This is a genomic window from uncultured Chitinophaga sp., assembly GCF_937898475.1.
Classification (GTDB): domain Bacteria; phylum Bacteroidota; class Bacteroidia; order Chitinophagales; family Chitinophagaceae; genus Chitinophaga.
In genome coordinates this window covers 577,629-590,398 of sequence record NZ_CALEJS010000016.1, presented here as the reverse complement: position 1 = coordinate 590,398, position 12,770 = coordinate 577,629, and the positions used below count along the sequence as shown (strand labels likewise).

The following is a 12,770-nucleotide window of genomic DNA, read 5'->3' as shown; positions in this document are numbered from 1 at the left end:
ATAACCCATGGATGTGCCGGGTAAACAGGGGCTCACTTAAACAATTTAGTTGCAAAGCCTGTTTAACAAAAGGACTCACAAACCATATCATCATGCTGGAACAATTACTCAGTCTCGTTAAAGAGCAGGCACAGGGCCCGGTGGTAGACAACCCGATTGTGCCCAATGAACAGAATGATGCAGTGATCAATGCTGCTACTGCATCTATTGCTTCCGGTCTGCAGGAAGAAATTGCCAACGGTAATGCCAGCCAGGTAGTAGGTCTACTGGGCGGCGCCGGATCGGCTCCCGACCCGCAAAACCCGGTGGTCAACAGAATATCCGGCAATTTTGTGGACACTCTTCTTCAGAAATTCAACCTGGACGCCGGCACTGCCACAAAGATCGCTGCCACGCTCATCCCCTCTGTATTGGGGTCCCTGGTAAAAAAGACCAATGATCCTAATGACAACAGCTTCAACCTGCAAAGCATCCTTAACTCACTGACCGGTGGCAAAGCCCAGGGATTGGACCTGTCTGGTATCCTTGGAAGGCTAGCCGGCGGCGGATTGGATAAGGATGGAGATGGCGATGTTGACCTGCAGGACCTGATGGGTATGCTTTCTTCCGGCGCCCGGCAACAACAGCAACAGCAACAACAGCCCTCTTCCGGCGGCCTGGGTGATATGTTGAAAAACCTGCTGGGATGATGCCCGTTTATATGGCCTTATTTATCCACATGCCTATCGTGTGAATAAATTTACATGCACATACTTTGTTAAGATTCAATAAACTATAACCACAACATGGAATTTGGCAAAGTATTTGAATTTCCAAAACAGAATCAGTTTTAGGCCTGATAATTAACCATTGATAAAATCAAAAAACATACGGATGAAACAAAAATTCAATGCAATAGTAGCTGTAGCATTATCCGCTACCGTACTCTTTGGCTGTAGCACCTGGCAAGGGATGGATAATACTAAGAAAGGCGCTGTAATTGGCGTTGGTGGTGGTGCTGCAACTGGTGCCGCTATCGGTAAAGCCGCAGGTAATACCGCGCTTGGCGCTATCATCGGTGCTGCCGTAGGTGGTACCGCTGGTGTACTGATCGGTAAGAAGATGGATAAACAGGCACAGGAGATCAAGAATGAAGTACCCAACGCACAGGTAGAACGCGTGGGCGAAGGTATCAATGTAACATTCGCTTCAGGAGTACTTTTCGGTTTTGACAAATCAGATCTTACAGCTACCGCCCAGTCCAACATCCGGGAGCTGGCCCAGATCCTGAACAAGTATCCTGATACTTATGTTCGCGTTGAAGGCCATACAGATGATAAAGGTACAGACGAGTATAACGAAGGTCTCTCTGAAAGGCGTGCCAATGCAGTAGCTGCTTATCTGCGTGCACAGGGCGTGGCTGCCAACCGTGTACAGGCTTACTGGTACGGTGAAAAACAACCTAAGTTCCCGAACGATACGGAAGAGAACAGGGCGAAGAACCGCCGTGTGGAATTCTCGATCTTCGCAAATGAAAAGATGAAACAGGAAGCACAAAACGAAGCTATCAAACAATAGGAATAGATCACTTATTTCTCATAAAACGATAGGTCACATTCCCTCCGGCTATCCGGGGGGAATTTTTTTGCCCCTACTGAACGGTAGCAGTCCGGGGTTTCAGAAACCATCTGCGGAAGAGCTTAAAAGCCCATACACCGGCAATAGCACCCAGTGTATCAGCTGCAGCATCGCGCATATCAAAGCTGCGGTCAACGGTATAGTACTTCTGAATAAACTCAATGGCCAGTCCATATAAAGCAGCGCTTAATACAAATACGAGCAGCATCAGGGCTGGTACGTTTTTTTTCTGGCGATAGTATCCCAAGGCCAGGAAAAATACGATACCGCCAAACAGCCCGAAATGCACCAGCTTATCCAGGTTTTTAATACTGAACCAGCCCGTATGTGGAACGTCTTTGCCTGGTAATGTGCAAAGCACAAGAATGAGTATGATCCATAAAATAGCGGGTATGTAATATCGTAGTGCCTTCATTCCTGGTCTTTCTGTTTGTAAGTGCTGCATAAAGTAAGAAGTATGCAGTCAGAAGTGAAGAACATCTTCGTACTGCATACTTCTTGTGGCTTATAGCCTTTTGTTATTATTCGCCTACTAATGCCTGGTAAGCGGCCGCATCCAGCAGAGCTTCCACATCAGCAGGGTTCTTAACGGTCATTTTAACCATCCAGCCTTCTCCATACGGATCTGTGTTCACCAGTTCTGGCTCGCTTTCCAGCTGAGCGTTAAGCTCATTAATGGTGCCGGCAACAGGAAGGAACAGGTCGGAAACAGTTTTAACTGCTTCTACGGTGCCAAATACATCCTCGGCTTCCAGCGTTTTACCCACGGTAGGAATATCAACAAATACAATATCGCCCAGTTCACGTTGCGCAAATTCAGTGATGCCAATGGTGGCTGTATTACCTTCTAACAATATCCATTCGTGGTCCTTAGTGTACCGCAGGTTTGATGGAAAATTCATAGCTGTTTTGATTTTAGGGGTAAAAGTAATGAAATTACAAAACACTGCAAGCAGTGCGCTCCCTGCAGAACAAGATGAAATGGTTAAAACAGCAGCCACTTCTTTACCAAACGAATCTTCATGGGTACATTGGTAAGCGGCCGGTCGTTCCCATCTGTTTTAACGGCGGCTATCTTGTCTATCACATCCATCCCTTTTATTACCTGCCCAAAAACAGTATAGCGCTGGTCCAGCTGTGGTGTGCCGCCCTGGGTTTTATATACTTCACGTTGGTCTACCGGTATCTTACGGCCACCTAACCTGGTTTGTTCAAGCTTGTCAAGTTCAGCGTCTGTCCACCGTTTGCCCTGTACAATGTAGAACTGGCAACCCGAAGACGCTTTGGCGGGGTTTTCATCACGGGCTGCCGCCAGTACCCCTTTGCGGTGAAAAAGGTCCAGCCGGAACTCAGCAGGTACGGTATAGCCGTTCTCTCCATTGCCCAGTATGGCGCCCGGCCTGGCATGCCTTGATTCGGGATCACCACCCTGTATCATAAAAGTATTGATCACACGGTGAAACAACAGGCTGTCGTAAAAATGTTCTTTCACCAGTTTAATGAAGTTATCACGGTGCTGAGGCGTCTGATCATAAAGAAGGATGATCATCGTACCATAAGGGGTCTGCACTTTTACTTTCCGGTGCTTGCTCATGGCGCCTGTAGCAGCGCCTAGCAGGAGTAGTAACAATAACAATCTTTTCATAAAGAATATCCAGTAGTTAGTCGTTAATGGTCAGTTGCTGGTAAGTTACAATAAGCTTCCTGAATCCGCTTCAATGGCTAACAGCTAATAGCTAGCCGCTAACAGCTTTTTTATACAGCCAGTCCGTATCCAGCTGGCTGCCCACCATGAAACTATGCTCGCCAAATCTTTCAAAACCTTCTCTCTCGTAAAAAGCGCGGGCTTTTGTATTGTGTTCCCATACACCCAGCCAGATACAATTTACCTGGTGTTCCCTGGCCACTGCATAAGCGTGGTGTATAAGCGCTTTGCCCAGCTTGAAGCCCTGGAAGGCCTGCAGCACATAGATCTTCTCCAGCTCCATTACAGGTGTGGGCAAAGTGGCGCCAGCCTTATCATCGGGCTGTTTATCCATATTCAGCTTCAGGAACCCCGCCGGGGCATTGTCGTAATAGCAGATATAATAACGGGCGTTTCCCTTCAACAGTTCCTGCTTTAAAATCTCAGGGCTTTTTTTGTCGCTGAGAAAGGCTTTCAGGTCTTCCGGGCTGTAAACGTGGCGAAAGGTCTCTGTAAAAGTTTGTTGCTCCAGTACTACCAGGGTATCCAGCATATCCGGTTGCACGGGGCGGATAACGATTGCAGGTGTCATGTGTCTGTTTTACTCGTCTTCTTCCTCAAAGTACGCAATGATATGCTCCTGCAGAAATCTTTCCTGTTCCGCCAGTCCCATTTTAGGAACGGGCTGCACTTCCTTAAAATGTGGCCACCCATCGGCATCATATCCCTCCAACGCAAAATAGCCGCTTTGACTCAGCAAAGTGCAGGTGGCTACATGCATCAGGTCCTGCTTCTGCTCTTTGGTAAATTTCTTCTTCAGTTTACCCAGCTCCTGCACACCTATAAGAAAGAGGATCGCCTCCATGTTGGGGGTTTTGCCAAACCTTTCGGTCAGCATCTGCTCTACACGTTTCCAGCGCAGCTCAAAGTCGTTCATACTATATATTTGAAGGTTAGATGATTGATTGTTAGCCGCAAAGGTACGTTATAAAAAAAGATGATATAAATATGCCGGGGCTTTATTAACTTGGGGGCCGCCTGCGGCTCTTACCAATTAAGCCGTTACAGATTACGGATTTTTATTACAGATAATGAAGTTTCGCTATAAACGATTTCGTAATTTGTAACTCCCTAACCCGCAGGTGTAATTTAACGGCATTTTAACTGCCTGGAAGCCCTGTGGTACAGTGTTTTGGGTAGAGAATGTTTATTTTAGCAATCCTGAAAAATAAATGCATAGCATGGAGAATACATCGCAAGACATCCGTCAATTGAATGAAAAGATCCATCAGGCCAGCGCATTCGTAGACCTGTTAAATATGGAGCTGGGAAAAGTGATTGTTGGCCAGCGCTACATGGTAGAACGTTTGCTGATAGGCCTGCTTGCTCAGGGCCACGTACTCCTGGAAGGTGTGCCCGGGCTTGCTAAAACTTTGTCCATCAAATCCTTATCATCTGCAATCAATGCAAGGTTCAGCCGTATTCAGTTCACACCAGACCTGTTACCGGCCGACGTAATAGGCACCATGATATATAACCAGCAGCGCAACGAATTTGTAGTGCGCAGAGGTCCCATCTTCGCCAATTTCATACTGGCGGATGAGATCAACCGCGCCCCAGCAAAAGTACAGAGCGCCCTGCTGGAAGCCATGCAGGAAAAACAGGTGACCATCGGCGACAGCACCTTTAAGCTGGAGGAACCATTCCTGGTGCTGGCCACCCAGAACCCGATCGAGCAGGAAGGTACCTACACCCTGCCCGAGGCACAGGTAGACCGCTTCATGCTGAAAGTGGTGATCGGTTATCCCACCAAGGAAGAAGAAAGACATATCATCCGCCAGAACCTGAATCCCGGTGGTATGGCGCCTATCAACCCGGTAATACAGCCCTCCGATATCGTAGAGGCCCGTAAGCTGGTGAGAGAGGTGTATATGGATGAAAAAATAGAACGCTATATCCTCGATATCGTTTTCGCTACCCGTCATCCGGAAGAATATAAGCTGCAGAAACTGAAACCGCTGATTTCCTACGGCGGCTCCCCAAGGGCCAGTATCAGCCTTGCCTGGGCTGCCAAATCCTACGCGTTCATGAAACGCCGCGGCTACGTGATTCCCGAAGATGTACGCAGCATTTGTTTCGACGTAATGCGCCACCGCGTTGGCCTTACCTACGAAGCCGAAGCAGAGAACGTTACCTCAGAGAACATCCTGAGCGAGATCCTCAATGCGGTGGAAGTACCATGATCCCTGACCTGCATTATTAATTTTTAATTGTTCATTACTAATTAAAGCCGGTGGATACTGCTGAAATACTCAAAAAGGTAAGACGTCTTGAAATAAAGACCAGGGGGCTCTCCAATCATATTTTCTCCGGGGAGTACCATAGCGCCTTTAAAGGCAGAGGGATGTCTTTCAGTGAAGTAAGAGAATACCAGTTCGGGGATGATGTGCGCGATATAGACTGGAACGTAACTGCCCGCTTTAATCATCCCTTTGTAAAGGTGTTTGAAGAAGAGCGCGAACTTACCGTGATGTTGCTGGTTGATGTGAGTGAGAGCTCCGTTTTTGGCACCATTCATCAGAACAAACGTAACCTCATCACCGAGATCTGTGCAGTGATGGCCTTTTCCGCCATCAATAACAACGATAAGGTGGGGGTGATCTTCTTCAGTAACGGCGTGGAAAAATATATTCCTCCCAAGAAAGGGAAATCACATATCCTGTTCATCATCAGGGAACTGCTGTCCTTCAAGCCCAGGAAAAAAGGTACTGATATCAGGGAAACCCTGCGTTTCTTCAACAACGCCGCCAAAAAACGGAGTATCGTTTTTCTGCTGAGCGATTTTCTGACCGGCGCTAACTACCAGGATGCCCTGAATATTGCCTCCAAACGGCATGACGTGGTGGGCGTTCACGTGTACGACCAGCGTGATAAGGAGCTGCCGCCTGTTGGCCTCATCCAGATGGCGGATGCAGAAACAGGCGCCCGCCAGTGGGTGGATGCCGCAGACAAACGGGTGCAGCAGTACTATACCCAGCAGTTCCATCAGCATCTGCAGTACTGCCGTAACGCCTTCCTGAAAAGCGGGGCAGAACTGATCAGCGTGCGTACCGATGAGGACTATGTAAAAGCATTGCAGACATTTTTCCTGAACAGGGCATAAGTTTTTAAAGCGGAGCAAAAAACATCATGCGAAAAAGAACAATAGTAAAGAGCATTTTTTTAATTGTGTTGTTGGGCTACGTGCTTTGTCCTTTCCGTTCGTTTGCGCAGAATAATATCGATGTAAGGGCGCAGGCCGATACGGATAGGTTACGTATTGGCGAACAGCTGAAACTGGAATTGTCTGCCACCGTGGATGTGAACAGGCTGAAAGAAGCTGGCCTCCAGCTGGCCTTTCCCAGCCTGCCAGACTCCTTCGCCCACTGGGAAGTAGTGGACCGCTCCAAGGTAGATACCTCCGGCAGTGCGCGCGAACAGCTGTTCAGACAAGTGATCACCCTTACCAGCTTCGATTCCGGGCACTGGGAAATACCCTCCCTGAAGTTTGAGCTGCAGGCTGCCGCAGGCGCCGTGGATTCTGCATTTACCGCTCCTATCGGTATAGATGTGGACAATGTGGCGGTAGATACTACCAAAGCCTTCAAACCTATTAAAGGCGTAAGAACAGTGGCTATCAGCCTGTGGGAGTCCATCCTCGATTTCCTCAGGGAATACTGGCCTTTTATTGTAACCGGACTGGTGCTCATTGGCCTGATCATAGGCTGGTTCATATACATGCGTAAACGTCCGGCTAAAGCGCCCGCTCCGCCGCCCGTACCGCTGGAAGCGCCTTTTGACAAAGCCGTTCGCCAGCTGAAAGAGCTGGCTGCAGAAAAAGTATGGCAGCAGGGGAATGTAAAAGAATACTATACCCGGCTTACAGATGTGCTGCGCTCTTACTTTGAAGAACAGTTTGGCATCGCCGCCCTGGAACAGACGAGCGCTGAGCTGCTGCAGAACATAAAACCGGTGACCATATTGAACCAGCAGCGCGAGAAACTGCGGAACCTCTTGTCACTGGCAGACCTGGCAAAATTCGCCAAGCTGCAGCCTACCCCGGAGGAGCATGAAGACAGCCTGCAAAAGGCCCTTGAAATAGTGGAGTGGACCAAACCCGCGGCAAAGCCTGCAGAAACGGAACAACCGGCCGCAGACAGTAAATCGTAATTCGTAATTGAATAACTTGTAATTGACTCAATGGACCTGTCGATCTGGAAAAATATAACATTCGCCTATCCCTGGTGCTTCTGGTTGTTGCTGCTGATACCGCTCATGATCTATTGGTATCTGAAACAGGGCCAGCGTCAGCAGGGTGCATTACAGGTGTCCTCTACACAGGGACTTAAAAGCTTGCCCGTTTCCTGGAAAGCCCGCCTGCGCCCCGTACTGCTGGTGTTGCGGGTGTTGGCTTACGCTGCACTGGTAACAGCGCTGGCACGCCCTCAAACCAGCAATACCTCTGAGAATATTGACAGCGAAGGCATAGATATTGTTTTAGGGATAGACATTTCCGGTAGTATGCTGGCGGAAGATCTGCAACCCAACCGCCTGGAAGCCGCCAAGAAAGTAGCCGCCGATTTTGTGGAGAAACGTATCAGCGACCGCATCGGCCTTGTGATCTTTTCCGGCGAAAGCTTTACCCAATGCCCTATTACAACAGATCATGCCGTGCTCACCAACCAGATCATGCAGATTAAAAGCGGCATGCTCCAGGATGGTACCGCCATCGGTATGGGCCTGGCTACTTCGGTAGACCGTCTCCGCAGCAGCAAAGCTAAAAGCAAAGTGATCATCCTCCTTACAGATGGGGTGAATAATACGGGCCTGGTAGATCCGCTTACCGCCCTGGAAATAGCCAAAGCCTTTAAAATCAGGGTTTATACCATTGGCGTGGGTACCTACGGCAAAGCGCCTTTTCCAATGACCATGCCTGATGGTAGTATACAAATGCAGATGCAGGATGTGCAGATAGATGAACCGCTGATGAAAAAGATCTCTTCCGAAACCGGTGGCAAGTATTTCAGGGCCACCAACACTACCGGCCTGGCCAAAGTATATGCCGAGATCGATAACCTGGAAAAAACAAAAGTAGAGATCACTTCCTACAGGCACTACGCAGAACATTTCTTCCCGCTGGCCATGATCGCTTTGGCGTGCCTGCTGCTGGAAGTAGTGCTTCGTTACACCGCTTTTCGTAGCCTTCCCTAAGAGTAGTTATTGGTCGTTAGTCATTAGTAACCGAAATTGTATCTTCGCGCTGATCACTAACGACTAACAACTATAGACTAAAAACCTCCATGCAGGGAACCGTTTACAGATCAACCGGCAGCTGGTACACCGTGAAAACACCCGCAGGCGACACCTACCAGGCGCGTATTAAAGGTGTTTTTAAGATGGATGAGGATATCACTTCTACCAATCCCATAGCCGTGGGCGATATAGTGGAGATCATCCCTGAAGATGGTGACAACAGCTCTGCTATGATCACAGACATCGCACCGCGCAGGAACTACATCGTACGCAGCTCTCCGCATAAAAGAGTACATAAACATATTGTAGCCGCCAACCTCGATCAGGCCATCCTGATCTGCACCGTGAAAGAACCCCGTACCTCCCGCGGATTTATAGACCGTTTCCTGGTAACCGCAGCAGCCTATCATATTCCCGCTATCCTGGTGTTCAATAAAAAAGACCTGCTCAGGGAAAAGGACATGGATAAGTTCCTTGAACTGCAGGACGTGTATACCCGTATCGGGTACCCGGTACTGCTGGTCTCTGCCAAAAAAGGAGAGGGCATCACCGCAATAGAAGACCTGCTGCACAACAAGGTCTCCCTGGTATCGGGCCATTCAGGCGTGGGTAAATCATCCCTGATCAATCAGCTGATGCCCGGGCTTACATTACGTACCAAAGAAGTGAGCGGCTGGAGTGGAAAGGGGTTGCATACCACCACTTTTGCAGAAATGTTTGACCTGCCGGTTGAAATAGGCGGCAAACTGATAGATACGCCCGGTATCAGGGAACTGGGCATTGTAGATATACCTAAAACAGAACTTTCACATTATTTCCTGGAAATGCAGCCCTATATTACGCAGTGCCAGTTCAACAACTGCCTGCATATCAATGAGCCTGGCTGCGCCGTAAAAGCAGCCGTAGAAGAGGGGGATATAGATGAGGAAAGGTATATTAGTTATGCCACCATCCTCGAATCAATTGAAGAAGAGAAGTATTAGGCTTTCTTTTCCTTACCTGGTTTCATCAGCTCATCCAGCACTTTCTCAGCACCCCAGTTCGGGCGCGGACTCGGACAACCGGTTTTTTGCGTGCGGCAGGCATTCAGGGCCAGTAAGCCAGCTGCGATCAATAGCAGCACAATAGTGTTTCGCATAGGGGCAGATATAAGGGTGAATGATCGTTGCCCGATCTCAGAACACACGGCTGTCCATTTGTTTGCGGGCTTTGCGGTTATCGCTCTTATTGCCTTTACTGTAAAAGTTGTTGGCAGGGCAGCCTTGTTGCTGGGTGGCGCAGCCGGCAACCATGGCGCCAAGCCATAGAAGGAGTAAAAGTTTTTTCATAGGGAGGGTAATTTTACTACAAATATAAGTTTTTTATACTATTTGAACCAGCTGGCATACATGCTGTAATTATTGGCGATACGGTTAATTTCCCCGTTCACCAGTTCTGTGCTGATCTCCTTTACTTTTTTGGCCGGTATCCCGGCATAGATAGTGCCCGGTTCCACCAGGGTGCCCTCCAGTACAACTGCTCCTGCGGCAATGATGGTGTTGCTGCCGATGTGTGCATTGTCCATAACGATGGCCCCCATACCTATCAGCACGTTATCGTCTACCGTACAGCCGTGAACGATGGCATTATGGCCAATGGATACATTATCGCCGATGATCGTCTTCGTTTTTTCGTAAGTACAGTGAATAACGGCGCCATCCTGTATGTTTACCTTATTGCCTATACGAATGCTGTTTACATCACCACGTACCACCGCATTGAACCATATGCTGCAGCCGTCGCCCATGGTCACATCGCCAACAATAGTAGCATTGGGCGCAATAAAGCAATCCTTTCCAAATTCGGGCTGTATCCCTTTAACAGGTAATATAACGGGCATATCGTAAGTTTTATTACCACAAATGTAACAATTACTACCTTCGCATTTGTATGAACAACCGGCAGCTATTTTTACGGCATGTAGCGCAGACTTCAGACGCTCCGCTGGCCCTGGAGATCGTTAAAGCCCAGGGAATGTATATGTGGGATGCAGATGGGAAACAGATCCTTGATCTCATTGCAGGCATCAGTGTGTGTAATGTGGGGCACTGCCATCCGCAGGTAGTAAAAGCCATACAGGAACAGGCGCAGCAGTATATGCACCTCCTGGTGTACGGAGAGCTGGTGCAGTCGCCCCAGGTAACTTACGCCCGGCTGCTGACCAGTCACCTGCCTGCGGTACTCAACAGTGTTTACTTTACCAACTCCGGCGCCGAAGCGGTAGAAGGGGCAATGAAACTCTCCAAACGCTATACCGGCAGAACAGAGATCATAGCGTTTAAGAACAGCTATCATGGATCTACACAGGGGGCATTAAGCATCATCGGGCAGGAAAGTATGCGCAGTGCCTACCGTCCCCTCCTGCCAGACATACAGCATCTCGATTATAATGCCTTTGAATCCCTGGAGCATATTACTGAGCGTACCGCCTGCGTGATCGCTGAAACCGTACAGGGCGAAGCAGGTGTACGCGTACCTCAGCGGGAATGGCTGCTCGCATTGCGGGAGAAATGCAGCCAGACAGGCACGCTCCTGGTGCTGGACGAGATACAGTGCGGTTTGGGCCGCAATGGTACACTATGGGCGTTCGAACAGTTTGGCGTAGTACCTGATATACTGCTGCTGGGTAAAGCCCTGGGTGGCGGTATGCCGTTAGGCGCCTTCATTGCAAACCGTGATGTGATGTGGTGCCTTACCAATAACCCGGTATTAGGCCATATCACCACCTTTGGCGGCCATCCCGTAAACTGTGCCGCCGGTATGGCCGGTATGCAGGCCCTGCTGGAAGAAGACCTGGTAGCTTCGGTTAAAGAGAAAGAACAATTATTCCTTCAATACCTGCAGCACCCCGCTATCAAAACCATTCGTTCTCTTGGTTTGATGATGGCGGTAGAGCTGGAAAATTTCCCAATCAATAAAGCCGTCATTGATCATTGCATCGCCAATGGCCTGTTAACAGACTGGTTCCTCTTTGCCCCCGAATGCCTCCGCATTGCGCCACCATTGATCATTACTCCTGAGCAGATCAGAGAGAGTTGTGATATTATTCTGGAAGCCCTTGATGCAGTAACAGGTAAACAGTAACGGTACTTCCTCAGCAAAACGTCTTCTCCTCTGTCATTGCTAAGCCGCGCAGCCCAGCGCAGAGCGCGACGAAGCAATCCTTTTAAACGACAAATAATATTGCTTGCCTTGCCGTCTGACAGATTGCTTCGGCCCGGGCTCCCGCCCGGGCCCTGTGGTCCTCGCAATGACGCGAAACGGTGCCCTCAGTAAGCACGCTGCTTTTAACAACAAATCAATCTTCCTCCCACAAACCGCCCACAACGTAACCCCCGCAATAGCTGCCCCGTTTCCAATCGCCCCTCATTTCCCAACAGATTAACATTTTTTTATTTGTTTAATCAAAATCTTCTTTTAACTTTGAAATGCAAAGTACTTTAACTATGAACGAACAGCAGCACCTGGAAACCTTAAGCGATATCAAGCGTATCATGGAACGAAGCAGCCGCTTCATCTCCCTTAGCGGTCTCAGTGGCGTATGGGCGGGGCTCAGCGGACTGGCCGGCGCATGGATCGCCTACAACTGGCTAAATAACTATTACAACGCATGGGAAGCCCATGGTGGTTATAGCGATGCAGATTTCGCCGGGCTGCGGATTAAACTGATCCTGCTGGCCGCAGCTGTTGTGCTGGTGGCATTGGCGGGAGGTACCTACTTTACCTGGCGCAGAGCGCGGCGTAATCAGCTGCCCATCTGGGATCCCACCTCACGCAAGGTGCTGGTCAACATAGCGATTCCCCTGGCCACGGGCGCCTTCTTCATACTGGGACTGATAGCCGATAATCAACCCGCGCTGATCGCGCCCTCCTGCCTGGTGTTCTACGGCCTGGCCCTGGTAAATGCCAGTAAATATACCCTCTCGGATATACGCTATCTCGGTATCGCCGAAATAGTACTCGGTATATTAAACGTTTTCTTTTTGCGCAGAGGTCTTTATTTTTGGACCCTGGGCTTTGGCGTGCTGCATATCATATATGGTATTGTAATGTGGTGGAAGTATGAGCGTACCGCGAAAGCCGGCTCCTGAAATTGAATATTAGCTTCCGCCATATGTTCTGTAATTGTTTTATGGAA

At 49.1% G+C, this 12,770-nt stretch carries 17 protein-coding genes; 9 read left to right on the top strand and 8 right to left on the bottom strand.

Annotation, left to right across the window (positions count from 1 at the left end):
• Positions 1-92: 92 nt before the first annotated feature.
• Together Q0577_RS12275 and Q0577_RS12270 are read left to right on the top strand one after the other, a co-directional pair.
• Positions 93-689 (top strand): hypothetical protein, encoded by a 597-nt coding sequence (locus Q0577_RS12275; protein ID WP_298736648.1) that lies wholly within the window; start codon positions 93-95, stop codon positions 687-689.
• Positions 690-873: 184 nt separating this feature from the next.
• Positions 874-1,557: an OmpA family protein gene (locus Q0577_RS12270; protein ID WP_298736647.1), complete on the top strand. Its 684-nt coding sequence runs from the start codon at positions 874-876 to the stop codon at positions 1,555-1,557.
• Positions 1,558-1,630: 73 nt separating this feature from the next.
• On the opposite strand, the gene Q0577_RS12265 is transcribed toward Q0577_RS12270, so the two are convergent.
• The 5 genes from Q0577_RS12265 to Q0577_RS12245 all read right to left on the bottom strand — a co-directional run bounded on the left by Q0577_RS12265 (position 1,631) and on the right by Q0577_RS12245 (position 4,238).
• The gene (locus Q0577_RS12265) at positions 1,631-2,062 is read right to left on the bottom strand and encodes a VanZ family protein (protein ID WP_298736646.1); all 432 of its coding nucleotides are present in this window, start codon (positions 2,060-2,062) and stop codon (positions 1,631-1,633) included.
• Positions 2,063-2,138: 76 nt separating this feature from the next.
• On the bottom strand, positions 2,139-2,519 hold the full coding sequence (gcvH, locus tag Q0577_RS12260) for a glycine cleavage system protein GcvH (protein WP_298736644.1): 381 nt from the start codon (positions 2,517-2,519) through the stop codon (positions 2,139-2,141).
• An 83-nt stretch (positions 2,520-2,602) separates the two neighbouring features.
• Positions 2,603-3,262, bottom strand: a complete 660-nt coding sequence (locus Q0577_RS12255) for a peptidylprolyl isomerase (protein ID WP_298736643.1) — start codon at positions 3,260-3,262, stop codon at positions 2,603-2,605.
• Between the two features lie 91 nt (positions 3,263-3,353).
• Complete coding sequence (locus Q0577_RS12250) at positions 3,354-3,893, bottom strand: GNAT family N-acetyltransferase (RefSeq protein WP_298736641.1); 540 nt, start codon at positions 3,891-3,893, stop codon at positions 3,354-3,356.
• A 9-nt stretch (positions 3,894-3,902) separates the two neighbouring features.
• On the bottom strand, positions 3,903-4,238 hold the full coding sequence (locus tag Q0577_RS12245) for a hypothetical protein (protein WP_298736638.1): 336 nt from the start codon (positions 4,236-4,238) through the stop codon (positions 3,903-3,905).
• A gap of 304 nt (positions 4,239-4,542) precedes the next feature.
• Between Q0577_RS12245 and Q0577_RS12240 the strand changes: the two genes are divergently transcribed.
• From Q0577_RS12240 to rsgA, 5 genes are all read left to right on the top strand, one after another.
• On the top strand, positions 4,543-5,544 hold the full coding sequence (locus Q0577_RS12240; protein ID WP_298736633.1) for an AAA family ATPase: 1,002 nt from the start codon (positions 4,543-4,545) through the stop codon (positions 5,542-5,544).
• A gap of 50 nt (positions 5,545-5,594) precedes the next feature.
• Positions 5,595-6,464, top strand: coding sequence for a DUF58 domain-containing protein (locus Q0577_RS12235; protein ID WP_298736631.1), 870 nt, complete (start codon positions 5,595-5,597; stop codon positions 6,462-6,464).
• 26 nt (positions 6,465-6,490) lie between these two features.
• Complete coding sequence (locus Q0577_RS12230) at positions 6,491-7,510, top strand: hypothetical protein (protein WP_298736629.1); 1,020 nt, start codon at positions 6,491-6,493, stop codon at positions 7,508-7,510.
• Positions 7,511-7,540: 30 nt separating this feature from the next.
• A complete protein-coding gene (locus tag Q0577_RS12225) occupies positions 7,541-8,551 on the top strand; it encodes a VWA domain-containing protein (RefSeq protein ID WP_298736627.1) in 1,011 nt (336 codons plus the stop codon).
• Positions 8,552-8,640: 89 nt separating this feature from the next.
• The gene (gene rsgA, locus Q0577_RS12220; protein ID WP_298736624.1) at positions 8,641-9,576 is read left to right on the top strand and encodes a ribosome small subunit-dependent GTPase A; all 936 of its coding nucleotides are present in this window, start codon (positions 8,641-8,643) and stop codon (positions 9,574-9,576) included.
• Here rsgA and Q0577_RS12215 read toward each other — a convergent pair.
• From Q0577_RS12215 to Q0577_RS12205, 3 genes are read right to left on the bottom strand one after another with little or no spacing between them, the layout of a single operon-like run.
• The gene (locus tag Q0577_RS12215) at positions 9,573-9,731 is read right to left on the bottom strand and encodes a hypothetical protein (protein ID WP_298736622.1); all 159 of its coding nucleotides are present in this window, start codon (positions 9,729-9,731) and stop codon (positions 9,573-9,575) included. The two genes, rsgA and Q0577_RS12215, sit on opposite strands and share 4 nt — an antisense overlap.
• A 37-nt stretch (positions 9,732-9,768) precedes the next feature.
• The gene (locus Q0577_RS12210; protein ID WP_298736620.1) at positions 9,769-9,921 is read right to left on the bottom strand and encodes a hypothetical protein; all 153 of its coding nucleotides are present in this window, start codon (positions 9,919-9,921) and stop codon (positions 9,769-9,771) included.
• A 38-nt stretch (positions 9,922-9,959) separates the two neighbouring features.
• Positions 9,960-10,472: a gamma carbonic anhydrase family protein gene (locus tag Q0577_RS12205; RefSeq protein ID WP_298736617.1), complete on the bottom strand. Its 513-nt coding sequence runs from the start codon at positions 10,470-10,472 to the stop codon at positions 9,960-9,962.
• Positions 10,473-10,522: 50 nt separating this feature from the next.
• Between Q0577_RS12205 and Q0577_RS12200 the strand changes: the two genes are divergently transcribed.
• On the top strand, positions 10,523-11,716 hold the full coding sequence (locus Q0577_RS12200) for an aspartate aminotransferase family protein (protein ID WP_298736615.1): 1,194 nt from the start codon (positions 10,523-10,525) through the stop codon (positions 11,714-11,716).
• 344 nt (positions 11,717-12,060) lie between these two features.
• Positions 12,061-12,723: a hypothetical protein gene (locus Q0577_RS12195; RefSeq protein WP_298736612.1), complete on the top strand. Its 663-nt coding sequence runs from the start codon at positions 12,061-12,063 to the stop codon at positions 12,721-12,723.
• Positions 12,724-12,770 lie beyond the last annotated feature (47 nt).